The 26,730-nt window shown below is 70.2% G+C and carries 22 protein-coding genes; 9 read left to right on the plus strand and 13 right to left on the minus strand.

Annotation, left to right across the window (positions count from 1 at the left end; all coding sequences use genetic code 11):
- The first annotated feature begins 516 nt into the window (after positions 1 to 516).
- Both ACFOY2_RS00400 and ACFOY2_RS00405 read left to right on the plus strand, forming a co-directional pair.
- The gene (locus tag ACFOY2_RS00400) at positions 517 to 930 is read left to right on the plus strand and encodes a helix-hairpin-helix domain-containing protein (RefSeq protein ID WP_379525850.1); all 414 of its coding nucleotides are present in this window, start codon (positions 517 to 519) and stop codon (positions 928 to 930) included.
- A gap of 415 nt (positions 931 to 1,345) precedes the next feature.
- On the plus strand, positions 1,346 to 3,763 hold the full coding sequence (locus ACFOY2_RS00405) for a ComEC/Rec2 family competence protein (protein ID WP_379525851.1): 2,418 nt from the start codon (positions 1,346 to 1,348) through the stop codon (positions 3,761 to 3,763).
- A gap of 392 nt (positions 3,764 to 4,155) precedes the next feature.
- Here the strand turns inward: ACFOY2_RS00405 and ACFOY2_RS00410 are convergent, their stop codons facing one another.
- The gene (locus ACFOY2_RS00410) at positions 4,156 to 5,085 is read right to left on the minus strand and encodes a zinc-binding dehydrogenase (protein WP_379525852.1); all 930 of its coding nucleotides are present in this window, start codon (positions 5,083 to 5,085) and stop codon (positions 4,156 to 4,158) included.
- Between the two features lie 91 nt (positions 5,086 to 5,176).
- Here ACFOY2_RS00410 and ACFOY2_RS00415 point away from each other — a divergent pair, with 91 nt between their 5' ends.
- Together ACFOY2_RS00415 and holA are read left to right on the plus strand one after the other, a co-directional pair.
- Positions 5,177 to 5,827 (plus strand): TetR family transcriptional regulator, encoded by a 651-nt coding sequence (locus ACFOY2_RS00415; protein WP_379525853.1) that lies wholly within the window; start codon positions 5,177 to 5,179, stop codon positions 5,825 to 5,827.
- 322 nt (positions 5,828 to 6,149) lie between these two features.
- Positions 6,150 to 7,121: a DNA polymerase III subunit delta gene (gene holA / locus ACFOY2_RS00420; protein WP_379525854.1), complete on the plus strand. Its 972-nt coding sequence runs from the start codon at positions 6,150 to 6,152 to the stop codon at positions 7,119 to 7,121.
- Positions 7,122 to 7,370: 249 nt separating this feature from the next.
- On the opposite strand, the gene ACFOY2_RS00425 is transcribed toward holA, so the two are convergent.
- The 7 genes from ACFOY2_RS00425 to ACFOY2_RS00455 all read right to left on the minus strand — a co-directional run bounded on the left by ACFOY2_RS00425 (position 7,371) and on the right by ACFOY2_RS00455 (position 16,846).
- Entirely contained in the window at positions 7,371 to 7,760 is a 390-nt protein-coding gene (locus ACFOY2_RS00425; protein WP_379525855.1) for a DUF7144 family membrane protein, read from the minus strand.
- A gap of 327 nt (positions 7,761 to 8,087) precedes the next feature.
- Positions 8,088 to 8,780 (minus strand): ABC transporter ATP-binding protein, encoded by a 693-nt coding sequence (locus ACFOY2_RS00430; RefSeq protein ID WP_379525856.1) that lies wholly within the window; start codon positions 8,778 to 8,780, stop codon positions 8,088 to 8,090.
- The gene (locus ACFOY2_RS00435; RefSeq protein ID WP_379525857.1) at positions 8,773 to 9,699 is read right to left on the minus strand and encodes an ABC transporter ATP-binding protein; all 927 of its coding nucleotides are present in this window, start codon (positions 9,697 to 9,699) and stop codon (positions 8,773 to 8,775) included. Before ACFOY2_RS00435 ends, ACFOY2_RS00430 begins: the two co-directional genes overlap by 8 nt.
- Complete coding sequence (locus ACFOY2_RS00440) at positions 9,696 to 12,269, minus strand: FtsX-like permease family protein (RefSeq protein ID WP_379525858.1); 2,574 nt, start codon at positions 12,267 to 12,269, stop codon at positions 9,696 to 9,698. Before ACFOY2_RS00440 ends, ACFOY2_RS00435 begins: the two co-directional genes overlap by 4 nt.
- On the minus strand, positions 12,266 to 15,271 hold the full coding sequence (locus ACFOY2_RS00445) for an FtsX-like permease family protein (protein WP_379525859.1): 3,006 nt from the start codon (positions 15,269 to 15,271) through the stop codon (positions 12,266 to 12,268). Before ACFOY2_RS00445 ends, ACFOY2_RS00440 begins: the two co-directional genes overlap by 4 nt.
- Before the next feature lie 184 nt (positions 15,272 to 15,455).
- Positions 15,456 to 15,725: a 30S ribosomal protein S20 gene (gene rpsT / locus ACFOY2_RS00450; protein WP_357810599.1), complete on the minus strand. Its 270-nt coding sequence runs from the start codon at positions 15,723 to 15,725 to the stop codon at positions 15,456 to 15,458.
- 131 nt (positions 15,726 to 15,856) lie between these two features.
- Positions 15,857 to 16,846: a glycoside hydrolase family 18 protein gene (locus ACFOY2_RS00455; RefSeq protein WP_379525860.1), complete on the minus strand. Its 990-nt coding sequence runs from the start codon at positions 16,844 to 16,846 to the stop codon at positions 15,857 to 15,859.
- Positions 16,847 to 16,902: 56 nt separating this feature from the next.
- On the opposite strand from ACFOY2_RS00455, the gene lepA reads away from it, so the two are divergent.
- Positions 16,903 to 18,729, plus strand: coding sequence for a translation elongation factor 4 (gene lepA, locus ACFOY2_RS00460; protein ID WP_379525861.1), 1,827 nt, complete (start codon positions 16,903 to 16,905; stop codon positions 18,727 to 18,729).
- Between the two features lie 115 nt (positions 18,730 to 18,844).
- Positions 18,845 to 19,378 carry a GNAT family N-acetyltransferase gene (locus ACFOY2_RS00465; RefSeq protein WP_379525862.1) on the plus strand — a complete coding sequence of 178 codons (534 nt, stop codon included), beginning with the start codon at positions 18,845 to 18,847 and terminating at the stop codon, positions 19,376 to 19,378.
- On the opposite strand, the gene ACFOY2_RS00470 is transcribed toward ACFOY2_RS00465, so the two are convergent.
- Both ACFOY2_RS00470 and ccmA read right to left on the minus strand, forming a co-directional pair.
- The gene (locus tag ACFOY2_RS00470) at positions 19,342 to 20,844 is read right to left on the minus strand and encodes a DUF6297 family protein (RefSeq protein WP_379525863.1); all 1,503 of its coding nucleotides are present in this window, start codon (positions 20,842 to 20,844) and stop codon (positions 19,342 to 19,344) included. The genes ACFOY2_RS00465 and ACFOY2_RS00470 overlap by 37 nt on opposite strands.
- 85 nt (positions 20,845 to 20,929) lie before the next feature.
- Positions 20,930 to 21,553 (minus strand): heme ABC exporter ATP-binding protein CcmA, encoded by a 624-nt coding sequence (gene ccmA / locus ACFOY2_RS00475; RefSeq protein WP_379525864.1) that lies wholly within the window; start codon positions 21,551 to 21,553, stop codon positions 20,930 to 20,932.
- A 116-nt stretch (positions 21,554 to 21,669) separates the two neighbouring features.
- Between ccmA and ACFOY2_RS00480 the strand changes: the two genes are divergently transcribed.
- Together ACFOY2_RS00480 and hemW are read left to right on the plus strand one after the other, a co-directional pair.
- Positions 21,670 to 21,969: a hypothetical protein gene (locus ACFOY2_RS00480; RefSeq protein WP_379525865.1), complete on the plus strand. Its 300-nt coding sequence runs from the start codon at positions 21,670 to 21,672 to the stop codon at positions 21,967 to 21,969.
- Between the two features lie 49 nt (positions 21,970 to 22,018).
- On the plus strand, positions 22,019 to 23,239 hold the full coding sequence (gene hemW / locus ACFOY2_RS00485) for a radical SAM family heme chaperone HemW (protein WP_379525866.1): 1,221 nt from the start codon (positions 22,019 to 22,021) through the stop codon (positions 23,237 to 23,239).
- On the opposite strand, the gene ACFOY2_RS00490 is transcribed toward hemW, so the two are convergent.
- Genes ACFOY2_RS00490 through ACFOY2_RS00500 form a run of 3 tightly spaced genes read right to left on the minus strand, consistent with a single transcriptional unit; the run spans position 23,236 to position 25,558 of the window.
- On the minus strand, positions 23,236 to 23,904 hold the full coding sequence (locus tag ACFOY2_RS00490; protein ID WP_379525867.1) for a DUF4870 domain-containing protein: 669 nt from the start codon (positions 23,902 to 23,904) through the stop codon (positions 23,236 to 23,238). The genes hemW and ACFOY2_RS00490 overlap by 4 nt on opposite strands.
- Positions 23,901 to 24,707, minus strand: coding sequence for a DUF3097 domain-containing protein (locus tag ACFOY2_RS00495; protein WP_379525868.1), 807 nt, complete (start codon positions 24,705 to 24,707; stop codon positions 23,901 to 23,903). The genes ACFOY2_RS00490 and ACFOY2_RS00495 overlap by 4 nt, the downstream gene beginning before the upstream one ends.
- A gap of 17 nt (positions 24,708 to 24,724) precedes the next feature.
- Positions 24,725 to 25,558, minus strand: a complete 834-nt coding sequence (locus ACFOY2_RS00500) for a hypothetical protein (protein WP_379525869.1) — start codon at positions 25,556 to 25,558, stop codon at positions 24,725 to 24,727.
- A 157-nt stretch (positions 25,559 to 25,715) separates the two neighbouring features.
- Between ACFOY2_RS00500 and hrcA the strand changes: the two genes are divergently transcribed.
- On the plus strand, positions 25,716 to 26,729 hold the full coding sequence (gene hrcA, locus ACFOY2_RS00505) for a heat-inducible transcriptional repressor HrcA (protein WP_379525870.1): 1,014 nt from the start codon (positions 25,716 to 25,718) through the stop codon (positions 26,727 to 26,729).
- Position 26,730: the final 1 nt, after the last annotated feature.

Genomic DNA, 26,730 nt, shown 5'->3' on the forward strand with positions numbered 1-26,730 from the left:
CCGGCCATCCCCTCCCCTTTGGAACCGCCCGTATCCCGCCACCCGGAGCCGCCCGTACCTTCCCCTCCAGACGAGTCCATGCCCCTTGCCCCAGGACCCGCCGCCGTCCCCACCTCCACCGGTTACGGCGGATCCACTGGCCATGGCGGAACTACGGGCTCTGGCGGAACCACTGACTACGGGGGCTACGGCGGAACCACCGGCGGATCCGCTGGCTACACCGACCGCACCGGATTTGCCGCATCCACCGAGCTCCCCGTATCCGCCGGTCCAGCTCCCGTTCCACCCACCTTCCAGGCATTCCGCAAGGCCCTCACCTCCCACCAGGCGTCACCATCCCTTGCCAAAGCCCTCGATCCCGGCAAGCCCGGCCTCCGCGTCATCCTTGCGGTAGGCGCGCTCGCCATAGCCGTCGCAGCCTTCTTCGCCTGGCGTTCCCAACCCACCCCTCACCCCTTGCCTCCAACTCCCACCCAGATTCCGACCCCGACCTCAACCCCATCTCCCACCACCAAAGTGACCGTCCATGTGGCAGGAAAGATCCGCAAACCAGGTGTCTACCTCCTCCCCTCGGGCGCCCGAGTCACAGACGCCGTAACAGCGGCCGGAGGTGTGTCACGCGGCGCATCCACCGGCTCTCTCAACCTCGCCAGACGCCTGATCGACGGCGAACAGATCGTCGTGGGAACCACCCCCGCACCAGCCCCTCCGGGCTCGCCCGCCGCAGACCCAGCCACCGCGATCATCGACCTGAACTCCGCCACAACCACCGAGCTCGAACAACTTCCCGGTGTGGGGGAGGTCCTCGCAGCACGCATAGCCGAGTACCGAACCACCCACGGCGGCTTCACCACCATCGACCAACTCCGGGAGGTAAGCGGCATAGGCCCACGAAAGTTCGACGAGATCAAATCAAGAGTCCGCATCTGACATGCAACCCACCAACCCGCCCCGAGCACACCCATCCCCACGCCCGCTCCCAACCCCAAACCTGCAACCAAACCCAGCCCCGACCTTGAGCCCACACCCACACCCGAGCCCGGACCGGGACTCACACCCGCACCCGGATCCGGATCTGCGTTCGCACCCGGACTCACACCTACACCCGTGCCCGGACCCGGACCCGCGCTCGGCTCCCGTCCCGCACCCGCACCAGGGCTCGGTCCCGGATCTGCACTCGAGCCCAGGTCTGGACCCGAGCCCGAGCCCGCACCCGCATGCCGATCTGGCCTGGGACTCAAGCCAGGACAACGAGCGGCGAGACTACGCCTGGCCTCTTATCCTTCCGGCCGTTGCCGCCTGGGCCAGCGCCCTTACCCTGTTCATCTGCCCCGCTCCGGTAGGCATGCTGGTCGCCGTTTCAGCAGCCCTCGCCGCCTCAGTCCTGGCCTGGCGCACACGCACGACTGTCGGTCGCACCACGAAGAGCTCTCACGCCCAACGCCATCGCCCGCCCAAACCCACCAGGTGGCGCAATATCGCCGTGGCCACGCTCATCTGCGCCTCTGCCGCCTCAGCCTCGGTGGCCTTCCGCGTTCACGCCCTGACCACTGGTCCAGTAGCCGAGTTGGCCGAAAAGAACGCCCACATCACCGCCCAGATCGTCCTTACCGACGATCCCAAACGCCGCCCCAGCAGAGGTCGCCACTTCGACCAAGACAGCTACGTGACCCCAGCCACCCTCACAACCATCCAGACGCCCAACAACCGCCAATCCGTCAACGTCCCCGTCACCGTGTTCGCCAACGGTCGTAGCTGGGGTGCCCTTCTCCCGAGCCAACGCCTCGAAGTAACCGGCCGCCTGGCGAAACCAACCCCGGGCGACCTCGTGGCAGCCCTCCTTCTGGTGCGAGGCCCGCCACGAGTCCTCACACCCCCGTCCGACCTCCAAGAAGCAGCAGGCACCATCAGATCAGGCCTCCGTACTGCCGCCAGCACTCTCCCTCCCGACCAACGCGGCCTCCTTCCGGGCTTGGTGGTGGGCGACGTGTCACACATGGACCCCCAGGTCTCTGCCGACCTCAAGGAAGCCGGCCTGAGCCACTTGAACGCTGTTAGCGGCGCGAACCTGGCGATAGTCGCAGGCGCAGCGCTCGCACTCTCCCGCCTGTTCGGCCTCTCCCTGCCCTTGAGGGCCTGCTTCGCCGCCATCGCGATGCTCGCGTTCGCCGTGGTCGCCCGCCCATCCCCGAGCGTCCTGCGAGCCCTCCTCATGGGTTTGGCCGCCGCCATAGCCTTGGGAACAGGCCGTGCCAAGGACGGCCTCGCCGCTCTGTCGGCGACCGTCCTCTTCCTGGTGTTGTTCGTCCCCGAGTTGGCCCGCTCCTACGGTTTCGCCCTTTCGGTCACCGCCACCGCAGGCATCCTCATCCTGGCTCCACGCTGGCGCGACAAGCTGTCGGCAACGCGAGACCAGAACAACGCATCAGAGACGGTCGTTCACCCCCAAACGGCAGGCCATCCAGATCGTGGCAACTGTGGTGAACGGGATGGGCTCGATCAAGTCGCGCCTCAAGCCCAGAAGACCCGCCGCGCCAAACTCCCGCGCTGGATGGCGGAGGCGGTCGCCGTGCCGGCCGCAGCGCAGGTGGCCGTGACCCCGGTGCTGGTGTTGATGTCCGGCCAGCTCACCCCCATCGCGCTGATCGCCAACCTGCTCGTGGCACCGGCGGTGGCCCCCGCGACCCTGCTCGGCTTCGGAGCGGCTCTGGTGGCGCCCCTGTGGCCGGATGCCGCGCGCCTGCTGGTCGTCCCGGCCGGTTACGCCGTCGGGTGGATCATCATGGTCGCCCGCTGGGCCGTCAACCTCCCGTTCGCCACCGTGCCATGGCCAGGCGGCCTTCCGGGCCTCGGCCTGCTCGCCCTCACGGTGGCCATCGCGGTTCCGATCCTGCGACGTCGTGCCTGGCGAGCGCTGGCCATGACGGCGGCCGGTGCCGCCCTGGTGGCGGTACTGGTCGTGCGACCGATCGCCGGCCCATGGCCGCCCAAGGGGTGGTTGATGGTGATGTGCGACGTGGGTCAGGGAGACGGCCTCGTCGTCGCGGCAGGACCGGGCAGCGGCGTCGTGGTGGACACGGGGCCCGATCCCGTAGCCATGGACAGGTGCCTACGCAGAATCGGCGTCGACGACGTCCCCCTGCTCATCCTCACTCACCCGCACGCCGACCATGTGGGCGGCCTTCCGGGAGTCTTCAGGAACCGACGCGTCGGAGCCGTGCTCGTCAGCCCGCAGCGAACCGGAGCCGGCTCCGCCGCCCACATTTCGGCCAACCTGGCGCAACGACGGATACCCGAATGGACGGCGCAACCCGGCACCCGCTGGAGATTCGGCCCGTCAGAACTGACCGTGCTCGCTCCCGACCCCGCCCAGAGCGAACTGAACGGGCACGGGGAGGGCAGCGCGATCAACAACTCCAGCGTGGTCCTCCACGTACGCTGGCGCGCCGGCTCGGCCCTCCTCAGCGGCGACCTGGAAACGGAGGCGCAAGAGGACCTCCTGCGCCAGATCCCCATACGGGCCGACATCCTCAAGACCCCACACCACGGCTCGAACAGGCAGTCTCCGGCCTTCCTGTCGTCCCTCGGGGCACGCGCGGCGCTGATCAGCGTGGGCGCCGACAACGACTACGGCCACCCGGCCCTGTCGACGCTCTCCCTTCTCCGCCGGCTCGGGCTCGACATCTACCGCACGGACCAGGCCGGAGATCTGGCGGTTGTGGAAGGCGAAGGAGGAATGGCGATCGTTTCACGCGGACCGTAACGCTCCTGGGGTGGGGAACGCGGAGACGATTGTGGCTGTGGACGAGCGTTGGCCACGAGCGACGCTGGTGCGCATCAGGCTCTCCGCTTGTGTGGGTGCGGTAAGTGTCCGTGGCCATGTAAAAGTGGGCCAGACCCACCAACACACTTGGCCGTTGACCGTAAGCCGCCACAAGGTAGATGTGTTGCCACGAGCCAGCTCAGCCCAGCTGAATACGAACGCCGCTTCACATCCAGGAAAGCTCAAGATCCCGACTACGCTGCCGCGTAGCCACAAGCCGCGATGGGTCCATCGAACCGGGGCAACTCCATTCGTGACCTGCTTCGATCGGCGCCGACCGCATCACGTAGAGCTGACCTGTTGGGAGGCGGCTCCTGAGACCGGCAGGGCCGTCAGGTGAGGTCGAGTACCGCTTTGCCGTGCAGGCGGCGTTCGACGAGGGCGCTCACCGCCTCGGACACGTCGTTCCAGCTGCCACGCCAAGTGATCTGAGGGCTCAGCACACCGTCCGCGACCTGCTGGGCCAGCCAGGTCAAATCTCGGCCCAGGCCGTCGCAGAACAGCAGCATGAACGTGACGATCGAGCGGTCGTCACGTCCTGGTCCGCTGAACATGGCCCCGAACGGGAAGCTCTCGCCGTCACCCGAGGAGTGCCCGACTGCCACCAGCGTGCCCCCCTCGCCGAGCTGATCGAATGCCTCCACGAGTTGCGGGCCGCCCACCATGTCGAGCACGCCGTCGAGGCCGCCGCCCGCTTGCGCAGGACCGGACACCACCTCATGGGCGCCCAGAGCGCGCAACGCCTCGCCATACTTGGCGGGGTCGCCGGTGGAGGCGATCACATGTGCGCCGCCGAGTCGGGCGAGTTGGACGGCGTAGCGCCCGACGCCGCCGGTGGCGCCGGTCACGAGGATCCTGCGCCCCAGAATGGGCCCAATCCGGTGGAGCACACGCAGCGCGGTGCCGGCCGCGACCGGGATGGTGCTGATCGCGCTCGGCTCCGCGCGCTCGGGTGCCACGCCGATCCAGTCGGTGCGCACGGCGCGGACCTCGGCCCAACCGCCGTTCTCCTCGAGGGTCACGACGGGGGTGCCCACGGCCGGTCCTGACCCGTCCGCCGCCGCCTGGACGACGACTCCGGCGGCATCCCAGCCGAGCACCGTCCCCTCCGCGGCCGTCTCGATGCCGTGCTTGACCTCGCCGTAGTTGAGCGAGGTGGCCGTGACCCGGACCAGCGCCTGGTTGGGGGCGGGCACGGGTTCGGGTACCTCCCCCACCCGCAGGCCACCGGAGACGGAACGATCAACGATCAGGGCGCGCATGGTGTGATCCTCTCCTCAGACATCCACTCAAAGTGCCACTCAGGAGCATAAGCCTATTGGGGGCATCTGCGTTCCAGTTACACTGGGAGCGATGACTGCTGACCTTTCTTCCACCTCCGCGCCGGGAACGCTCTCGCTGCGGGAGCGTAAGAAGCTCAGGACCAGGGCCGCGCTGGTCGAGACGGCCCTCGTGCTCTTCACCGAGCGCGGCTTTGACGAGGTGACCCTTGACGAGTTGTGCGAAGCCGTCGAGGTCTCCAAGCGCACCTTCTTCCGGAATTTCGCCAGCAAGGAGCAGGTCGCCTCCGCTCCCCTGGAGGCTCTGTGGAACGGTCTGCGGGACGACGTCGAGCACCTGCCGTTCGGCGGCGTACCCGTCCTGGAAGTACTGCAGGAGGCGTTGCTCGCGGCGCTCGCCCGGATGGACGACGGCGGAGCCTGGGTGGCCCGCGTACGACAGAGCCGGAAGCTGGCCGAGCGCACGCCGTCGATCGCCGCGTACGGGCTTCAGTACTGCGACCACACCAGCGCGGCCATCGAGGCGACCCTGCAGCGCAGGCTGGGCACGGACCCTGCTGACCCGCGCCCGAGGCTGGCGCTGGATCTGGTGATCGCGTCGTTCCACGCCGCGCTACGGGCCTGGATGGCCAAGCCCGGCGCGCTGACCCACGCGGGTCTCGTGGCCGAGCTGCGGTCGGTCTTCGCGGCCCTCCCCGATGCGCTCGCCTTCAGCGTGACCTGACGAACGGATGGCCGGCCCGTCACTTCGTTCCGGGTGTAGGACGGTAAGAACAACGGCCCTGTCCCGCTTTATCCCCTTTCGATGGTGGCGGTGTGTTAGGTCAAGAGGATGCGGTGGCAGGAAATGCACCAATAATCTTCGTGTCCTGCTATCGGTGGGCAAAGCCTCCGGCCCGCGTGGCACGTCCCTCCGGACGCTGTCGGTCCAGCATGCATGGCTGGGACCGAGGCCAAGAGTTGCCAGGAAGGAGGGGGCCTCAACGATCCGGGGTGATGGTTCGTTGAGTACCGGGTTGTCGGTGGCGCATGGCATGCTGCCTGACATGGCGGGAACCGATCCAGCACTCGTGACCTTGGTCGTCGGCGATGAGGAATTGCTGGTTGAGCGGACGGTGAGTGGTGTCGTCGCGGCGGCGCGGGCGGCCGATCCACAGGCTGAGGTGCATGACCTGGTCGGGGGCAAGGTCGCGGTCGGTGAGTTGACGCAGATGACCTCGCCCTCGCTCTTCGGCGACCGGTCCGTGGTGGTGATCCGGTCGGCGCAGGACCTGGTGAAAGACGTGATCGCCGAGGTCGTGACCTATGCCAAGCAGCCGTCCGACGACACCGTGCTCGTGCTGGCGCATCCGGGTGGGGTGAAGGGCAAGGCGCTGGTCGACGGGGTGAAGAAGGCCGGGGCCAAGGTGGTCACGGTCAACAAGGTCACCAAGGCTGGGGAACGGCTCGACTTCATCAAGGGGGAGTTCAAGCGCGCCGGCCGGAACATCTCGGGTGACGCGGCGCAGGCGTTGCTCGACGCCGTGGGGAACGACCTGCGGGAGTTGGCAGCGGCCTGCAACCAACTCGTCTTCGACACCGAGGACAAGACGGTCAACGCGGCAGCCGTGGCCCGCTATCACAAGGGGCGGGCTGAGGTCACCGGGTTCAACGTGGCGGACTCCGCCGTCGAGGGGCGGCTGGCCGAGGCACTGGAGCAGTTGCGGTGGGCGCTCGGCACGGGGGTCGCTCCCGTGCTGCTGGTGAGCGCGCTGGCCGGTGGGCTGCGGTCACTGGCCAAGGTCGGCAGCGCGCCGCGTAACCTCCGGGGCGGGCAGTTGGCGAGCCACGTGGGCATGCCGCCGTGGAAGGTCGATCGGGTGAAGCGGCAGTTGAACGGGTGGGGGCCGGAAGGGCTTTCGAGGGCGATTCAGGCCGTGGCCAGCGCGGATGAGCAGGTCAAGGGTGGGGGAGCCGACCCCGCGTACGCGCTGGAGCACACGGTTCAGGTCATCGTGGCCAGCCGCACAGGGCGCTGATGGGGCTGCGGCCGGCTTTGGACGCGGGCCAGGCCGGGCTGCCGCCGGGTCAGGTCGGGCGGCTGCGGTAGTGCGGGCGCTGCCGGGTCTGCTGCATTTGCCGGGCCCGCCTTAGTGGAACGGCCTCGGCGGGGTGGCTGGGCGTTGTGGGATGGCGTGCGCGGGGGAGTCAGATCGAGGTCCCGGATCCGTGGTGAAAGTCCTGGTTGAAGTGTTGACGGTCCCTCCTTTCGCGGGCGTTCGGGATCTCTATGTCACTGGGGGACGTCTGGAGCCTGCGGCCTCGCGGTTGTACATCGTCAGGGCGCAGATGATCATGACGTCCAGCAGGATGATCAGCACGGTCCAGATCGGGTAGTACGGCAGGAACATGAAGTTCACGATGGCGCTCAGTACGGCGAGGACGATGCCGATCGCGCGTGCCCACGGCTGGCCGGAGAAGACGGCCAGACCGGCCAGGAAGACGAGGATGCCGAGGATGAGGTGGACCCAGCCCCATCCGGTCACGTTCCACATGAAGATGTAGTTTCCGCGGAAGACATAGACGTTGCTCTTGAAGATGGCGGCGATCCCCGCGACTACGCTGAACACGCCGACCAGCACCATGATGCTTCCGGCGAAGTAGGCCAATCCCACCACCCAGGCGGATGCTGGTTGATGGGGCCCCGGCATCTGATAGTGGGGCGCATGGGACATCTTGGCTCGCCTCCTCGGCTCAAGCCGTATGTCGCTTTTCTCACGTTCTCCCTCCCCGCCAGCAGACCACCGAATCGGTCGAACCGAAATGGGACGGAGCTTTTGCGATTTTTGGGGGCGTTTGGGCTTGGGGTGAGTGCCGGGGATTGAGCCGAGGTGCCTCTGCCGGACGGTGGAGTGTTTCGCTTGGAGGGTGCGGGCGGTGAGGGATTTCCTTTGGGTGGGGCAGAGGTGCGGTCTCAAGGACGTCTTCCCGGCGGACCCGCGGTGTTATGTCAGCGCCGCCTCCCGTACGGCCCCATCGCTGATCTCCAGCACCCGATCCGCCAACGTGATCAACCCAGGATCATGCGTCGTCACCAGCACGGTGACCCCTTCACTCCGCACGAGCGCCCGCAACAGCTCCATGATCTGCCGCCCGGTCTGCGAGTCGAGTTGCCCCGTCGGCTCATCCGCCACGACCAGCCGGGGCCGGTTCGCCAGGGCGCGGGCGATCGCCACCCGCTGCCGCTGCCCTCCGGACAGTTCGTAAGGCCGCTGGTTGGCCTGCTGTTCCAGCCCCACGAGCGCGAGCAGCATCCGTGCCCGCGCCTCCCGGTCCGCGGCGGGCGTCCGCAGCAGGCGCATCGGCACGCCCACGTTCTCGGCCGCCGACAGCACGGGGATCAGTCCGAACGACTGGAACACGAACCCGACCACGTCCCTGCGCAGTGACAGCAGGTCGTCCTCCGACATGGCCGTGACCTCGTGCCCGGCCACGACGACGCGCCCCGCGTCCGGACGGTCCAGGCCGCCGATCTGGTTGAGCAGGGTGGTCTTGCCCGAGCCCGACCGGCCCCTGATGGCGACCAGTTCACCGGGACGCACGGAGAACGACACGTCCCGCAGCGCCACGACCTCCTTGGCCCCGTTTCTGTAGACCTTGCGCAGCCCGTCCACCTCGACCAGGGGCGAGTCAGTCATCCGATGGCTCCTCTCTGGCGGGCCACACCCCGATGTGGTCGGACTCGAGTTCGAGCCGCACCCGCCGCTCCATCCGCAGGGTGTTCATGAAGTCGCGGGGCAGTTGCAGGCGTCCCACGCGGTCGAGGACGGCGTACTCCTCGGCGATGATCTGCCCCTCTGGGTCCTCTCGCCGCAGGGTCTCGCTGCTGGTGCGCCCGTCGCGGATGCCGACGGTCCGGTCCACCTGCTCCGACACCAGCGGGTCGTGTGTCACGATGACCACGGTCACCCCCAGTTCCCTGTTGGCCTTGCGCAGCGCGTCGAACACCTGCTCCGACGTCTCGCTGTCCAGTTCGCCGGTCGGCTCGTCGGCGAGGATGAGTTGCGGGGCGTTGGCGAGGGCGACGGCGATGGCCACCCGCTGCTGCTCCCCGCCCGACATTTCGGAAACCTTGTGGTTGGCGCAGTGGCCGACCCCGAGCAGCTCCAGCAGTTCCACCGACCGCCCCTGCCCCCGCCGCCGACCGCCCGCCAGCTTCGCCGGCAACTCGACGTTCTCCTTGGCGGTCAGGTACGGCAGCAGGTTGCGCGCGGTCTGCTGCCAGATGAAGCCCACCACGGAGCGCCGGTACCGCAGCCGGTCGCGGGCGCTCATCGACAGCAGGTCCATGCCCGCCACTCTGGCCACGCCCGCGGTCGGCACGTCCAGCCCCGACAGCACGTTGAGCAGCGTCGACTTGCCGGACCCCGAAGCCCCGACGATGGCGACCAGCTCGCCCTTGTCGATCACCAGGTCCAGCCCCTGCAGGGCGACGACCTCGACGCCCTCGGTCTTGTAGATGCGGACGAGGTTGTCGCACACGATGTGCGCGTCACCCCCGAACGCGGCCTTCTCCCGCGTGGCGTCGGCTTCCAGCTCGGACAGGGTCGGGTTCATGACAGGTCACCCACTCGGAGGACGGCGCCGAGGCCGCGACGGCGGCTGATGGCGGTGTGCGCGTACGCGCCGAGCACGGCGGCGGCGCTCAGCCCGGCCGCCAGCGCGCTCGGCGTGAGGAGATCGAGGGAGTAGTCGCCGACGGGCAGGTCGCCGGCGTAGGAGGACAGGTCCACGCCGGGCCCGAGCGCCGACGGCAGGCCGAGGCCCAGCCCGAGCCCGACCAGGGCGGTGACGAGGATCATGGGAAGGATCTCCAGTACGGTCAGCCGCTGCGCCTGCCGGTCCGACAGCCCGAGGGTACGCAGGTACGACACCGCCACGGCCCGGTCGGCCGCCCCGATCACCAGCGACAGCACGACGGCGACCAGCGCGTACCCGGCCAGGGCCACGGTCACCACGAGCAGCGTCCAACGGACCGTGCTGGTGAGCGGGTCGTCGCGGATGGCGGCCAGCGCCCCCTCCTGCGACTCCAGCGTGGCCGAGGGCAGCAGCCGGGCCAGTGTGTCGAGCGAGACGTCCCCCTTGATCAGCAGGACGTTCACGGCCGGCCGCACCAGCGCGCTCAGCGGCACGATCATGAACTTGCCCTTGTCGTGGAAGCCGGGCACCGACTCGATCACGCCCTGGGTGCCGAGTTTCATCCGCGACTGCCAGCCGACGTCGATCGTCCCGCGCCCCCGCAGTTCGGGGGAGACCAGCGCGGTGCCGTCCGGCAGGGCGGGCAGGCCGACGGGGGCGCCGGCCAGGACCCGCCGCCACTGCGCCACGTCCACGGCGACGGCCTCGGCCCGTTCGGAGCTGTAGCCGACCTGGACCCGGCCGGTCTGCGCGGGCACCACCTGCTCCACGCCCGCCATCGCGCGGACCCGCGCGATGGCGGCGGCGGGGATCTCGGCCTCCGACGTCACCTTGACCGGCGCCCCGACCTGCTGCCAGGACGCCAGCCGCTGCGTGCCGGCGATGCCGTCGGAGATCACCGCGGCGAACACCGACACGCCCAGCGCGGGCAGCAGGATCAGCACCGGCAGCACGTTCGCGGAGCGCGCCCTGGCCGCCCTGGTCAGCCCCAGGAACGGTACGGCCGCCCGCCCGCGCGCGGCCAGCCGGACGAACAGCCGCAACGGGTACGGATAGCAGCGCAGGGTGATCAGCGCGGCGGCGAGCGTGAGCGCGACGGGCACCAGCAGCAGGAACGGATCCTGCCCCGCGGCGGCGTCGAGGCCGCGGGCCCGCAGCAGGTAGGCCCCCGCCAGCGCCAGCACGATGACCAGCGCCTCCAGCGTGATCCGCCGCGCCGTTGGCCGGGCCGAGGCCACGTCGTCGCGGCGCTCGTGCAGCGGCGTGCGATGGGCGAGCGCCGTCCGCGCGGCGGCGAAGCCGACGCCGGCGACCACCACGAGCACCGGCCCGACGTGCACGATCGGCAGCACGGGGCCGGGCACCAGGAACGACAGCGCGTACCCCGCCACGGCCGAGGGCGCCACCGCGAGCGCCGTCAGGGCCGCCGCCGCGCCCGCCACCTGCCGCAGCGACCCGCCGCGCGCTCGCGCCAGGGCGAGGGTGTGGTCCATGCGGTCGGTCAGCAGCCGCGTCGTCAGCACGATCACGCCGAGCGCCACCGCCAGCAGCCCGCCCAGCACCAGGTACATGACGGTCTGCGCGGAGGCGAGGGCGGCGAGGAAGTCGTCGAGCAGCTTGGTCAGCCCGGTCTGCAGGACGCCGCGCGTGCGCTGGACCGCCGCGACCCGTCCGAAGTCGGTGATCGCCGTCTTGACGGCGGGCGCGGCCTGCGCGTTCGCGGACCCGGCGGCGATCGGCAGGATCCAGTGGTAGGACAGGTTGCGCCCCTCGCCGCTGATCGCGCTCAGCCCGGCGTCGGACGTCAGGGTGGTGATGTGGCGTTCGAAGTCGAGTGCGCCCTGCGGCAGTATGCGTCTGACGTGCAGGATGTCGGCATTGCGCTGCCAATAGCGGTCGCCAGGATCCTTGGCCTTGAACGTGCCGACGATCTTCACGGCGGCGTGGCCGCTCTCGCCGAGCGTCGTGGTCTGCCCGATCCGCAGGCCCATCTCGCTCAGGGCCTCCTCGACGACGCCGACCTCCAGCAGCGGGATCGTCTGCCCCTTGTAGCGCGTCGTGCCGGGGTCGCCGGGAGCCCGCCCTCGCACCCAGTCCACGCGCCGGTCGGCGTCGGACAGCCAGCCGAGGTTCACATACTGCTTGCCGCCGGTCCCGGTCACCGGCGTCAGGGAGGTCTTGGCGCTCATTTGGCTGGTGCTCGCGATCACCGAGCGCAGCGCCGCAGGCGTGATGCGCCGCCACTGGTGGTCGAGGGAGTCGAACTGGCTGCGTTCGCGCAGGTCCTGCTCGCGCGAGCTCGACGTCACGGTCACGGTCAGGTCGGCCTGCGCGGCGGAGGCCGTCGCGAGGGAGCGGCGCAGCGCGTCGTCGAACGCCCCCTGCATCGCCCTGGGCAGCCCGGCGACCAGCAGGCAGGCGACCAGCGTGAGCGCGAAAAGCACGGCCACCGTGCCCAGGTGCACGCGGGCGAGCAGGGCGACCCTCATCGTTCCTCCACGATCTGCCCGCGCGTGGTGCGCGCCAGCCCGGCCACGATGGCGAACAGCACCGCGGCCACCGCCGCCAGCATCGCCGCGGTGGCCGCCCACGGGATGTCCAGCAGCACGCCAGGCGTGACCGCCGACGCCTGCCCGGTCAGGACGATGTGCGGCACCACCAGCACGCCGACGACCACGGCGAGCCCGGTTCCCGCCGCCAGCGACAGGCCGATGACGAACGCCTGCTCGACCGCCAGCAGCCCCAGCACCTGCCGGGAGCTCACGCCGAGCGCCCGCAGGATCGCGAACTCGCCCTTCCGCTCGCGCGCCGCGACCGCCGCGTTCACCAGGAACCCGAGCGCCGCGAACACCAGCGCCGCCAGGAACCCCAGCATCAGCGCCCCCTGCAGCCCGCTGGCCAGCGGGTCGTCCTGCAGTCTGGTCTCCAGCTCCCGCCGGTCGAGCGCGGTGACGTCCCATTCGGGGTGGTTCGCGAGTTGCCGGATCGCGGGCGCGGTGTCGGCCGAGGCCAGCCACCACTCCGTGGCAGGCCTGGGCGGTCGCGCCTCGGCCAGCTCGTGGGCCTGCAGCGTCCCCCAATCGACGAGTACGGCGCGCTGCCCGGCGGCGGTCGTCGGCATGGTGTCGACGACGCCCACCACCGTGACCTCGAGGACCCGGCCGTCGATCCCGACCCGCCCGGTTTGTCCCGTGTCCAGTTTGAGCGCGGCCGACAGGTCCGCGGTGAGCACCACGGGCAGCGGCGCGAGAGCCGGCACGGCGGGTGGCGGCGCCGCGACCTGCCGGCCGTCGGCGCGCAGAGCGGTCACCTCCACACGTGCCCTTTCCTGCGGCGAGCCCGCGACGAGGCCGCGCAGCGACAGCGGGTAGGTGATCGTCCCGTTCCGCCCGGCCAGCGCGCGCAGGTCGAGGTCGACCTCGTGGGCGCCAGGCCGAAGCACGCCGAGCGACACCTCGCGCCACACCCCGAGCGCGTCGGACAGCACCACCCGCAACGGCAGCTCGGCGTCCACCCGCACCCCCACGGTCAGCGTCGCCGGCTGGCCGGGCAGCTCCACCTGGCCCGCCTGCCCTCCGGGCAGAGCGCGCGACAGCCGCGCGAGCGGCTGCGCCGACAGGTCGGGACGCAGGTGGAACAGCTCGCCGAGCTTGCCGGCGTCCATGGCGAGCAGCATCGCGTTCTCACCGCCCACCTCCATCTGCCCGCGGAAGCCGGGGGAGGCCGCCGTGACGCCGGGCAGCGCGGTGAACGCGCTCCCGCGCCCGAACGCCCCCAGCTCGGGCCCGTCAGGCGGCCCCGACAGCCGCAGATCCGCGCCCGCCTGGTGGCGGGCCTGGTCGAGCTGGGAGGCCCGCCAGGTGGACGCGGTCGCCATGGACACGATGCCGATCGCGATCGCCATGGTCAGCAGCAGCGCGGGCCCGGCGTACCTGAGCGGCCGCCTGCTCACCTGCCAGGCGCCGAGCGCGGGGGCGAGCGTGGGACGTCCGGACGTCACCCGCTCGGCCAGCTTCGAGACGCGCGGCACCAGCCGCAGCCCCAGCATGCCGCCCGTGAGCAACGCCAGCGCGGGGCCGGAGATGATCAGCGGGTCGATGCCCAGCCCGCCCCCTGCCGTGGCCGTCACGGGCGCGCCGTAGCGCTGGAGCTGCCAGATCGCCAGCCCGGCCACGACCAGCAGCGCCAGGTCCGCGCCCGCCCGTTCCATCAGCCCGCGCCCGCCGCCCCGGCCGCGCGCCGACTGCTCCTCCACATAGGTACGCCGCGCGCCCGCCAGAGCCGGCAACACCAGCAGGACGGCCGAGGCCAGGGCCACGCCGAACGACACGAGGAAGGAGCCGAGGTCGGCCGAGGGCGCCAGCCGCACCCCCGAGGCCCTGATCCAGGGGATCTGGTTGATCAGGGCGAGCAGCGGCGGCCCCAGGAACGGCGCCGCCACCGCGCACGGGATCGCCACCAGCAGCGCCTCGCCCCCGGCCAGCGCCGCCAGCCGAGCCGTGCCCGCGCCCCGCGAGCGCAGCAGCGCCACCTCCATGCGGCGGTGGTCGGCCAGCAGCCGCGCGGTGAGCATCAGCGCGTACGCGGCCAGCAACAGCAGTTGCAGCACCGGGATCAGCATCGTGGAGCGGGCGACCAGGGAGGCGGTGTCGAGCTGGGTGAGGATCTCGGGCAGGTGGCCGGCGGTCACGCAGCTCGTGCACCCGGCGGCCTTGAGCCGCTCGCCCACCTGGTCGACCGCGCCGGCCAGCGGGCGCAGCCGCTCCGGCGTCAGCGCGCGCAGGTCGGGAACGGCGGTCCAGGTCGCGTTGACGCTGGTCGCGAAGCGGCCCACGAACGTCTCGCGGGCCACCATGAGCGGCCCGTACGTGGTGAACTCGCCGCGCTCCACGCCCCGGCTGAGCAGGTGCTCGTCGGTCCACCGCTCGCCGAACGGGTCGTCGAGCTGGAAGACGCCGACGACGCGGACCTGGACGGGGCGCGGATCGAGTCGGCCCTTCGTGGTGAACTCCTGGCCCGCCTTGAACCCCGTGGCCGAGGCGGCCGACAGCGAGATCGCGGTCTCCACGCGGTCGCCGCCGGTCTTCGGCCACCGGCCCGAGACGAGCCTGGCGTGCCGGTCGAGCCCGTCATAGCTGCCGAACCTGAGCAGTTCGGGCCGCTCCTCGTCCTCCTGGCCCGGCATGGCGAAGGAGTCGGAGCGGAAGCTGACGGTGACGGCGGGCGGGGCGGCGTAGGCCCTGGTGAGCTCGGCGCGTATCGACTGGTCGAAGCGGGGGAACGTCTCGGCCGTCACGGGCGCGCTGATCGTGGCGGCGGTCTGGCGGTAGGAGGCCGTCTCCATCGTCCTGCGCACGCCCGCGTCGGCGATCGAGGAGGCGTACATGGTCAGCGCGACGAGCGTGGTCGTGGCCAGCAGGATGGAGCCGAACGCCGCCAGGAGGAGCAGCGGTTCGCTGAACGCCCTCTTGACGACCAACGGCCCCCGCATATGCGCCCCCTTGCCTGTTTAGTGCACCTTCAGGCAGAGCGGAGACGGAGGGCAAGGCGATCTCTGCAACGGTGACGCACCCGATACGGCGGTGTGATATCGAAATCGTGACAAAAGGGTGCGCAAAACGAGAAAGCCGCACCCCCATAGAGGGTGCGGCATTTCGCTGCCGGGGTCGCCGGTCTTACTTGGCGGCCAGCGCCGCGACCTGCTTGGCGATCGCGGACTTGCGGTTGGCAGCCTGGTTCTTGTGGATGACGCCCTTGGAGACGGCCTTGTCGAGCTGGCGGGCGGCAACCCGCTGCAGCGTCGTGGCCTGCTCGACGTCGCCCTGCTCGGCGGCCTCGCGGAACTTGCGGACGGCCGTCTTCAGAGAGGACTTGACCGCCTTGTTGCGCAGACGAGCCTTCTCGTTCTGCTTGTTGCGCTTGATCTGGGACTTGATGTTCGCCACGAAGAAGCCTCGGTGAAAGTCAAAGGTGATGGACGGGGCGCGCGGGCTCGAGAGAGGGCGCGCCACACGCAGTTGTACAGGTTACCAATAATCCAGGCGGGCACTCAAATCAACGCTCCGACAGCAGGGATTCACCTTAGCCACCGGGTGGTGTACTCGCGCCAGTCCTCCTCCGTGGCGGCGAAGTCCACGTAGAGGGCCAGGCCGAATCGTTCGCGGCGGCCGTGGTCCGACAGGGCCAGCCGGGTTCCCTCGGCCGCCATCGCGACGCTCTCGGCGGCGTCGGCCCAGGGTACGCCGTGATCGTGGTAGGCGGGGGCGCCGATGTAGAGGGCCTTGGCGTCCGGGACCAGGTCCAGGGCCAGCCTGGCCTGGCGGGCGACGTGGCCGCCGTAGATCGACTGCAGCGGGGTGAAGGAGTCGTACGTCATGATCGCGACCTGGTCGACGCGGTCGACGACCTGCGTGAAGTAGCCCTGCGACCAGTACTTGTCATGCGCCAGGACGGCCCTGGCGGCCAGGCGCAGGCCCGGGTAGGGCTCGATCTGCGGGGTGGAGGTGGACAGCAGTCTCGTGTGCTGCCTGGTTCGTTCGAGGAGGTCCAGGAACTCCGTGTCGCCGTCGCCGATGGGCTCGAAGTTGTAGTGGATGCCGTCGTAGCCCTGCCGCATGATCGCGGCCACGCCGGACAGGACGTTCGCGCGGGAGCGGGGGTCGTCGAGGTCGAGGGCGTTGTCGACGGACTGGCCGAGCCAGGCGGAGATGCGGATGGCAGGGAGATGCTTCCGCATCCACTTCACGAAATTTCCGGCGTTGGGGTATTTGGCGGGATTTAATCGGCCGTCCCAGTCGAAGGGGCCGGAGTGCACGTACACGTCCTTGACGCCCGTGGCGCGCAGCCGCACCGCGAGCTGCTCGACGTCACGCTCGGTACGGCGGCCGTCCACCCAGGCATGGCCGAGCCACAAGGCATCGTTGCCCGTGCTCTTCGCCCAGGCGGCCGGGGCACCGGTAAACTGAAGGCGGAGCGCGGCGGCGAGCAGGCCGACCAGCGCCACCACGATGGCCAAGGCAAGCGCGAGCAGGCGCAGGCCGCGGCGGATGACGGTCCGGGCAATCACCCGGGCATGTCACCATGAAAGACTGCTCGACCTCAACCCTGTCGAAACGGACTTCGGTGCGCACTCAGCCTGGCCAGACCGACCCCGCGTTGATCCGCAACTTCTGCATCATCGCGCACATCGACCATGGCAAGTCGACCCTTGCCGACCGGATGCTGCAGATCACCGGCGTGGTCGACGAACGTTCCATGCGTGCTCAGTACCTCGACAGGATGGACATCGAGCGCGAACGCGGCATCACGATCAAGTCGCAGGCCGTGCGGCTGCCGTGGGACGGCCACGTGCTCAACATGATCGACACCCCCGGGCACGTCGACTTCACCTACGAGGTGTCCAGGTCGCTGCAGGCGTGCGAGGGCGCGATCCTGCTCGTCGACGCCGCCCAGGGCATCGAGGCGCAGACGCTGGCCAACCTCTACCTGGCCATGAGCGCCGACCTGCACATCATCCCCGTCCTCAACAAGATCGACCTGCCGGCGGCGCAGCCGGAGAAGTTCGCCGTCGAGCTGGCGGGGCTGATCGGCTGCGACCCCTCCGACGTGCTCAAGGTGTCGGGCAAGACCGGCGAGGGCGTACGCGAGCTGCTCGACCACGTGGTGGCCAGCGTGCCCGCGCCCGTGGGCGTGGCCGACGCGGCCGCCCGTGCGCTGATCTTCGACTCGGTCTACGACACCTACCGCGGCGTGGTCACCTACGTCAGGGTCGTGGACGGCCACCTGGGCAAGCGCGAGCGCATCAGGATGATGTCGACCGACGCCACCCACGAGACGCTGGAGATCGGTGTCATCTCGCCCGAGCCCAAGGTGTCCGAGCTGGGGCTGGGCGTCGGCGAGGTGGGCTACCTGATCACCGGCGTCAAGGACGTGCGCCAGTCGCGCGTAGGTGACACGGTCACCTCCGCGGTCAGGCCCGCCGGTCAGATGCTGGCCGGTTACGAGCACCCGAAGCCGATGGTGTTCTCGGGGCTCTACCCGATCGACGGAGACGAGTACCCGGAGCTGCGCGAGGCCCTCGACAAGCTGCAGCTCAACGACGCCGCGCTGGTCTACGAGCCGGAGACCTCGGCCGCGCTCGGCTTCGGCTTCCGGGTCGGCTTCCTCGGGCTGCTGCACATGGAGATCGTGCGCGAGCGGCTGGAGCGCGAGTTCGGGCTGTCGCTGATCTCCACCGCGCCCAATGTGGTCTACCGGGTCGTCATGGAGGACGGCACCGAGTTCACGGTCACCAACCCGTCGGAGTTCCCGGCAGGCGGCAAGATCGCGCAGGTCTTCGAGCCGGTGACCAAGTCCACGATCCTGGCGCCGGCCGAGTTCATCGGGGCGATCATGGAGATCTGCCAGGGGCGCCGCGGTCAGCTCCTCGGCATGGACTACCTGTCGGAGGACCGGGTCGAGATCCGCTACACGCTGCCGCTCGGCGAGATCATCTTCGACTTCTTCGACCAGCTCAAGTCGCGCACCCGCGGTTACGCCTCGCTCGACTACGAGCCCGCGGGGGAGCAGGAGGCCGACCTCGTCAAGGTCGACATCCTGCTGCAGGGGGAGGCCGTCGACGCCTTCAGCGCCATCGTCCACAAGGACAAGGCCTACACCTACGGCGTCGACATGGCCAAGAAGCTGCGCGAGCTGATCCCGCGGCAGCAGTTCGAGGTGCCGATCCAGGCCGCCATCGGGGCGCGGGTCATCGCCCGCGAGAACATCCGGGCCATCCGCAAGGACGTCCTGGCCAAGTGTTACGGCGGTGACATCTCGCGTAAGCGCAAACTGCTGGAGAAGCAGAAGGAAGGCAAGAAGCGGATGAAGATGGTGGGGCGGGTGGAGGTGCCCCAGGAGGCCTTCGTCGCCGCGCTGTCCACCGATTCGGGCACCGACAAGAAGAAGTGACGCCGCGGCGGCTCCGGCCGGCTCTTCGGGCCTGAGCCGCGACGCGGGGTGGATCTTCGATATACCCACCAATCGATACCGTTTGCCTACCGATGCTGGCGATTACCCTGAAAGCATGGAAGTGGTGCAGACGGCGCGAATGGTGCTATCTCGGGTCACCGCTGATGATCTCATCGCCGTCCACGAGATTCACTCCGACCCGCGCACGAGCGTCCACAACCCCGCCGGTCCTTCCCCTGACCTGGAATCGAGCCGCGCCATGCTGGACCTGTGGCTGGCCGACTGGGCCGAACGCGGGCTCGGCTACTGGGCCGCGCGGCAGACGGGCGAGTCGCGGGTGATCGGCTTCGGCGGGCTGCGGCGCGCGATCGTCGAACGGGACGAGGTGCTCAACCTGTACTACCGGTTCCGTCCCTCGGCGTGGGGACACGGGTACGCGCTGGAACTCGCGCAGGCCGCCCTGCACGTCGGGGAAGGGCTCGGCCGGACCGTCGTGGCGGTCATCGGCGATGCCAACGAGCGCTCGCGGAAGGTGGCCGAGCGGGCCGGAATGCGCAAGGACCGCTCGATTCCGTACGGGGGCGTGCCCAGCGGCGTGTACGTGGCGCGGCCCTACCCGGCCTTGCCCGGACGCGCGCGCACGATGTAGGCGGCCAGGACCGCCAGACCGGACACCGCCTGGGCCACCAGATACGGGCCGAGATCACCCGGCTGGGTCGCCAGCGCCAACCCGGCCGGCAGACACCCGATCAGGGCCAGATCCACACCGGTGGCCGCCCAGAGCAACGGGCCGGTCGGGATCGCGCCGCCGGGCGTGTCGATGACCGGCATCGCATGGTCGATCGGGTCCCGCCTGGCCATCCGCAACGCGGCGGCGGTCAGCGCCGGAGCGACCAGCGGCCCGAACAACCACCACAATCCAGACCCCGCGGCAAGAGCGCCCGTCAGGATCAGGGCGGCCAGGGCCGTGGCCGCCCAGGCGCCGCTCAGCACGGCGGGGAGCACCGCGCGGGCCGCCAGCGCCGGTCGGTGGCCCACTCCGAGCAGCCGCGCCAGCGCCGGGTTGTCCTGATCCCTGCGCGCCCCGGAGGCGTTCGCGACCGCCACGGCCAGCGCCCCCACCAGCACCGCGAACCCCAACTGCACGGGAGACCCGCCCGCCTGCGCCAGGACGGCCGGCAACGCGGCCGACCCGAACACGACCGCCAGACGTCCCGGCCGCCGCCCCGCGCGGCGCCAGTCCTGCCAGGCCTGCGCGAGAGGCGCGGGCAGCGAAGGCCACGGCCGCGACGTGAGCGTCCTGGCTCTCCAGTGGTTGTCCTCGACGACCCAGGTCAGCACGCTGGGATCGAGCCCCACGGTCGCCGTGGCCAGGTGTCCGGCCCGGGTGGAGCTTTTCAGGAGGGCATGGGCGGGGATGCGGTCCAGCGACGTCCACGCCTGCCGTACCAGCAGGGCGGAGGCCAGCACGGCGCCGGATGCGGCGGCGGCCACCGTCGTCAGAGGCGCGGCGGCGGCGATGGCCAGCACCGTACGCGCCTGGCCCGTCACGAACACCACCGCCAGCACCAGCAGCGCCACCATCGCGGCCGTCAACCAGACCTGCCACGACTGGGACGCCTGGCCGACCACCGCCAGCGCCATCCCGCCCACGCTCGCCGACACACCCAGCGCCAGCGCGCCGAGCAGCCGCCACACGAGCTGGTCGGGCGCGCCGAGCGCCGCCACCAGCCCAACCCCCAGCAGCACGCCCGCCACGACCGCGACCATGAGGAGCACCCGTCCGGTACGCCCGAGCAGGCCGCGCCGGTTCAGCGGCGACAGGACCAGCCAGGAGGCGTCGGAACCGGGCACCATCACCGGCCCCGCGGCGCGGGCGGCGGCCAGGAAGCCGGCCAGCGCCAACGCGAGCAACGCGGCCCCCGCACCCATGCGGCCCGGCTCGACCGGCCCGGCCAGCCCGGAGATCACGGTGGAGAACGGCTGGCCCAGCACGGCTGCGAGCATCGCCAGCCCGAAGCCGGAGACGTACCGGTCGAGCAGGCTCGCCCGGGTGCGGCCACGGGAGCGGAGGTACGCCCGTACCGGCCGCACACTGCCTTCAATTCCGGTCACGCCTGGCCTCCGAGAGACGCTGTCCATTCATGATGACCTCGGCAAGCTCGGTCATGCGCTGGGTTTCTGCGCCTCATGCGAAGGCTCATGCGGGGACGCCCGATGGGGCGATCCGGCGGGCGTGGGTGGCCAGGTCCTGGTCGTGCGTGGCCGTGATCACGGTGCCGCCCTCGGCGGTGTACTCCGCGAGCAGGCCCGACAGGCGGGCGCGGAAGCCGGCGTCGAGCCCGCGTTCCGGTTCGTCGAGCAGCAACAGCGTGCTCGGCCGCAGGAGGGCGCAGGCCAGGGAGAGCCGCTGGCGCTGGCCGGTCGACAGGTTCAGCGGGGCGGCGTCGGCCCGTTCCACCAGGGAGAACACCTCCAGCGCCGCCTCCACGCCCATCCGGGGGCGTGTGTGCACGGCTCCCATCAGCTCCAGGTGTTCGCGGGCGGTCAGCCCCGGGTACCAGGCGGGCTCGTCGCCCAGCAGCGCCACGCGCCGCCAGAAGGCGGCGTTGTCGGCCGGCGGCTGCCCGAACACCCGGATCTCGCCCGAGGAGACGGGTTGCAGCCCGGCGAGGCAGCGCAGGAGCGTCGACTTGCCGCAACCGTTCGGACCGACCACGGCCACGATCTCGCCCGGGGCGACGCTCAGGTCCATCCCCCGCAACACCGGATTGCCACCGAGTTCGACGGCGAGACCTTCAATGCTGACGATCAGCTCTTCCACCGCCCGAAGTCTAGTCATCTCATGACATATTGCGCGGGATCCCCGACGGGCAAGGGGATTCTGTCGGTGCCGCCGCCTACTGTTACTCCCGAACACCAGTGCGACTGGAGGGTGACGTGAGTGCTTCTGAGCGATTCGAGCGTGCTGCCGTGTTGGGGGTCGCCGTGGCCGAGGAGACTCGGCGGCTGCTCCGCCTCCACCTCGCGGAAGCGGAAGGGGAGGCGGCCGGCGACGGGACGGTGCTCGTCGACGTCCCCTACCCCGACGCCGCGGTGGTGACGGCGCTGCTGGACGTGGCGGCCGAATGCTTCGGCGAACAGGGCGACTCGGTCGAGGAAACCCGGCAGGCGGCGCTGGAGACATTGCTGAAACTGGCCGATTTCCACGAAGAATCCCAACTCAGGCCGGGGCGGTAGAAGCCACGCCCGGACTGGAGCACTCTTGTGAGCCGGGCAAACTGGAAGCGTGCCATCCACCCTGCCCGACGGCGATCCCGCACCCGCCTCCGGCGAACTGCCCGACAGCGCCCTGAGCGGCCTCGGCGAGCGCCCGTTCGGCTTCTACGTGCACGTGCCGTTCTGCGTGACCCGCTGCGGCTACTGCGACTTCAACACCTACACCGCCGCCGAACTGGGCCCAGGCGCCTCCCACCGCGACTACGCCGACACGGTCGTCGAGGAGATACGCCTGGCGCGCCGCGTCCTGGGCCAGGCCCACCTGCCGGTCGAGACGGTGTTCTTCGGCGGCGGCACACCCACCCTGCTGCCCCCGGAAGACCTGGCCAGGATCCTGACCGCGATCGACTCCGAGTTCGGGCTGCGGCCGGACGCCGAAGTGACGACCGAGGCCAACCCCGAATCGGTCGACCCCTCCTACCTGGACAAACTCCTGCACGGCGGCTTCAACCGGATCAGCTTCGGCATGCAGAGCGCACGCGAGCACGTCCTGCAGGTCCTCGACCGCCGCCACACACCGGGCAGGGCGGCACAAGCCGTGCGGGAAGCGAAGGAGGCCGGGTTCGAACACGTGAACCTCGACCTCATCTACAGCACGCCGGGCGAGAGCGACGACGACTGGCGGGCCTCGCTGGCCGCCGCGATCGAGGCCGGGCCCGACCACGTCTCGGCGTACTCGCTGATCGTCGAGGACGGCACCAGGCTCGCCGCCAGGATCAAGCGCGGCGAACTCCCGATGCCCGACGACGACGTGGCCGCCGACCGCTACCAGATCGCCGACGAGATGCTGACCGGGGCCGGGCTCCACTGGTACGAGGTGTCCAACTGGGCCGTGTCCGAGGCGGCCCGCTGCCGCCACAACCTGCTCTACTGGACCGGCGGCGACTGGTGGGCCGCAGGACCGGGCGCCCACAGCCACGTCGGCGGCACCCGCTGGTGGAACGTCAAACACCCGGCCGCCTACGCCCAGCGGCTGGCATCGGGCGCCTCCCCGGCCCACGCCCGCGAGGTCCTGTCCGGCGACGACCGCGAGGCAGAGCGGCTGATGCTGGAGTTGCGGCTGGTGTCCGGCTATCCGGTCGCCGAGGTGGCGCCCGCCGCGCGTACGTCCGTGGCGGGCGCCCTCGGGCGCGGGCTGCTGGAGCCCGAGGCGTTCAGGTCCGGCCGGATGGTGCTCACCCTCAAGGGGCGGCTGCTCGCCGACGCCCTCATCCGCGACCTCCTGGTCTAGGTGATCAGGCGGATGGCGAACGGGTAACGGTAGGGCTGGCCCTTGTTGGTGGCTATGGCCGCCTGGATGTGGAAGATCAGCGACAGGACCCAGACCACCGGCAGGAGCAGGATGCCGATGAAGACCACCACCAGGATCCCCGACACGATGTAGCCGATGAACATCGTGATCTGGAAGTTGAGCGCCTCGGCCGCCTGGTCCCTGACGTAGGGGGACTCGTCCTTCTTCATCAGGTAGATGATCAGCGGGCCGAGCCAGGACACCAGCAGGCCCAGCAGGTGCGAGAGCATCGCCATCGTGGTGTCGTCGGTGCCGGGGCGGGGGCCGAACCGGCCGGGGACGTAGGGCTCTCCCGGATGGGCGGCGTAACCGTGGCCGTAGCCGGGCTGCTGACCGTACCCCTGAGCCCCGCCGTAGCCCTGCTGCTGACCGTAGCTCGGCTGCTGCTGCTGGTAACCGGGCTGTTGGTAGCCAGGCTGCTGGTAACCGGGCTGCTGAGGGCCGGACTGCTGGTAGCCGTAGCCGTAGCCGGGCTGGGAGCCGGGTTGCTGCCCGTACGAGAGCGGCTGGGCACCCGAGTCCGGCTGGCCGGGCGGAATATCAGGACGTGACACATGCCGTGTCTGGTCGTCGTCAGGCTGCGTCTGCGGCGGATCCTGACTCATGATGCCTCCGTAACGAAGTCGATCAGTTCCTCGACCCGGCCGAGCAACTCCGGCTCCAGGTCGGTGTACGTCGAGACGGCGCCAAGGATCCGCCGCCAGGCCTGCGCGGGCTCCATGCGCCACCCCAGGGCGGCGATCACGCCCTCCTTCCACGGCACCCCGCGCGGCACGTCGGGCCAGGCCGGGATGCGCAGCACGGAGGGTTTGACCGCCTGCCAGATGTCGATGAACGGATGGCCCACCACCAGGACGTCCGGCGAGGTGATCTCGGCGGCGATCCGGCTCTCCTTGGAGCCGGGGACGAGATGGTCGACCAGCACGCCCAGCCGCCGTCCCGGCTCAGGGCCGAACTCCGCCACGATGGCGGGCAGATCGTCCACACCTTCCAGATATTCGACCACGACCCCCTCGACCCGCAGGTCGTGGCCCCAGATCTTCTCCACGAGGGCGGCGTCGTGCACACCCTCCACGTAGATCCGGCTCTCCCTGGCCACCCGCGCCCGCAGGCCCTCCACGGCGATCGAGCCCGACGCGCTGAGCCGGGGCCCCGCCGGGGCGGCGACCGGGCGCACCAAGGTCACGGGCCTGCCCTCCAGCAGGAACGCGGCGGGCGCGAGCGGGAACAACCGGCGCTTGCCGAACCGGTCTTCGAGCGTGACGGCCTCCTTGTCACAGGCCACCACCGCGCCGCAGAAGCCGCTGTCGGCGTCCTCCACGACGAGGTCCAGCTCGGCGGGCACTTTCGGGATCTTTCCCTTGCCCGGCCGCCGCCAATTCCCCGCCAGTACATCGCCCTCGTACACACGGGGACCGTAGCAAATCACCCCGTGACCGCAAGGCGCTTGCGGGCGCCGCTCCGGCGTACCAGGACGACGACGGTACCGGCGATCCCGATGAGCACCCCGATTCCGGCGATCACCATCAGCGACACCACCCCGCCGGCGACACCGCCCGCGGCCGAGGACAACTCGCGGCCGACGCCGTAGACCGCGGTGGGGCCCTCCTGGTTGGTGCAGGTGAGCTGGTAATCACCTTTGGCAGGCGCGTTGATCACGAGGATCTGCTCCCAGACCGAGCTGCCCGCCGTGACCGTCTGCGAGCCCGAGGTCTTGGCCAGCCTGGCCCCGCCGGACACCTCGCACTGGTAGTTGACGGCCTGGTCGCTGGCGACGTAGACGGCGGGCTTGTTCGCCGGGTCGATCGGCACCGTCACGGTCTGTCCAGACGCGAACGTCTTGGTCGGGACCAGGTCGGACACGCTGCCGGCCACGCCGGTGACGAACACGACCACGCCGGCGACGCCGCACACCACGGCGATGCCCCAGGCCAGCGCGACCCACCACAGACTGGGCCTGACCGCCTTGGCGTCGATCCGTGGCGGGTACGAGGGTTGCTGGCCATACTGGCCGTACTGGGGCGGCGGCCCGTACGGGCTCTGGCCCTGCTCGGGCGGCGGCCCGTAGCCGGCGGGCGGCCCATAGGGCGACGGCGCAGGCCCCCAGCCAGGCTGGGAACCCGGTTGCGGGCCGTGCTGCGGCTGGGAACCGGGTTGCCGGCCGTACTGGGGAGGCGGAGGAGGAGGCTGGGGCTGACCGTGGTGAGGGCCCTGCCCGGGCGGCGGATCATACGGCCGGGGCTGTGAATCGTCGGTCATGTGCGCAAGTGTGAACCCTGTCGCTTGTAAGTCGCTAGCAGCAGGATGACAGTCAGTGTTATCGCACCTTGTAGGCGAGAGCCGTACACTTGGCACTCGGGAACACAGAGTGCTAGACGTCGCGTTCCCCGAAAGGGCAGAGGCAGGAGGTGAGCACGTGCTCGACGATCGGAAACTGGCAGTGCTCCGCGCCATTGTCGAAGACTACGTGTCCACCAACGAACCGGTGGGCTCCAAGGCGCTGGCCGAGCGCCACAACCTGAGGGTCTCCCCCGCGACGGTCAGGAACGACATGGCCGCGCTGGAGGAGGAGGGCTACATCACGCAGCCGCACACCAGCGCCGGCCGCGTGCCGACCGACAAGGGCTATCGGCTGTTCGTCGACCGGCTCTCGCAGGTCAAACCCCTCTCGGGCGCCGAGCGCAGGGCGATCGAGACCTTCCTGGCCGGCGCGGTCGACCTCGACGACGTGGTCACCCGCACCGTCCGGCTGCTCGCGCAGCTGACCAGGCAGGTGGCGGTCGTGCAATACCCGACCCTCACACGCTCGACGGTCAGGCACGTCGAGCTCGTGCCGCTCAACGACCGCAGGGTCATGCTCGTGCTCATCACCAACACCGGCCGCGTCGAGCAGCGCGTGATCGAGCTGCCCGAGGCGGTCGACGACACCCGCATCGCGCACCTGCGCGCGGTGCTCAACGCCTGCCTCGACGGCTGCGGCCTGAGCAGCGTGCCCGAGCAGGTCGCCGACCTGCCCGAGCGGCTGCCCATCGAAGACCGGCCCGTCGTGGCCACGATCCTGTCGGTGCTGCTCGAGACGCTGGTCGAACGGCACGACGAGAAGATCGTGTTCGCCGGCGCCGCCAACCTCGCGGGCGCCGACTTCTCCGTCGGCCTGCGCGACGTGCTCGAGGCCCTGGAGGAGCAGGTCGTGCTCATGCGGCTGCTCGGCGAGACTTCCACAGACACCCCGTCCGCGCTCACCGTGCGCATCGGCTCGGAAAATCCCTACCTGCGCGGCACGTCCGTCGTCGCCACCGGATACGGTTCCGGCGATAATCAACTGGCCCGGCTCGGCGTGCTGGGCCCCACGAGGATGGACTACCCCGTGACGATGGGAGCGGTACGAGCGGTGGCACGCTACGTCAGCCAGATCCTGGCTGCATCATAAG

This window comes from Nonomuraea purpurea (assembly GCF_042650645.1).
GTDB lineage: Bacteria > Actinomycetota > Actinomycetes > Streptosporangiales > Streptosporangiaceae > Nonomuraea > Nonomuraea purpurea.

What these genes read in the sequence shown, in the direction of transcription:
- ACFOY2_RS00405 (WP_379525851.1), top strand. Translation starts at nt 1,346, where the DNA reads ATGCTGGTCGCCGTTTCAGCAGCCCTCGCCGCCTCAGTCCTGGCCTGG.
- ACFOY2_RS00410 (WP_379525852.1), bottom strand. Translation starts at nt 5,085, where the DNA reads ATGCGCGCCCTGATCGTTGATCGTTCCGTCTCCGGTGGCCTGCGGGTG.
- ACFOY2_RS00415 (WP_379525853.1), top strand. Translation starts at nt 5,177, where the DNA reads ATGACTGCTGACCTTTCTTCCACCTCCGCGCCGGGAACGCTCTCGCTG.
- holA (WP_379525854.1), top strand. Translation starts at nt 6,150, where the DNA reads ATGGCGGGAACCGATCCAGCACTCGTGACCTTGGTCGTCGGCGATGAG.
- ACFOY2_RS00430 (WP_379525856.1), bottom strand. Translation starts at nt 8,780, where the DNA reads ATGACTGACTCGCCCCTGGTCGAGGTGGACGGGCTGCGCAAGGTCTAC.
- ACFOY2_RS00435 (WP_379525857.1), bottom strand. Translation starts at nt 9,699, where the DNA reads ATGAACCCGACCCTGTCCGAGCTGGAAGCCGACGCCACGCGGGAGAAG.
- ACFOY2_RS00440 (WP_379525858.1), bottom strand. Translation starts at nt 12,269, where the DNA reads ATGAGGGTCGCCCTGCTCGCCCGCGTGCACCTGGGCACGGTGGCCGTG.
- ACFOY2_RS00445 (WP_379525859.1), bottom strand. Translation starts at nt 15,271, where the DNA reads ATGCGGGGGCCGTTGGTCGTCAAGAGGGCGTTCAGCGAACCGCTGCTC.
- ACFOY2_RS00465 (WP_379525862.1), top strand. Translation starts at nt 18,845, where the DNA reads ATGGAAGTGGTGCAGACGGCGCGAATGGTGCTATCTCGGGTCACCGCT.
- ACFOY2_RS00490 (WP_379525867.1), bottom strand. Translation starts at nt 23,904, where the DNA reads ATGAGTCAGGATCCGCCGCAGACGCAGCCTGACGACGACCAGACACGG.
- ACFOY2_RS00500 (WP_379525869.1), bottom strand. Translation starts at nt 25,558, where the DNA reads ATGACCGACGATTCACAGCCCCGGCCGTATGATCCGCCGCCCGGGCAG.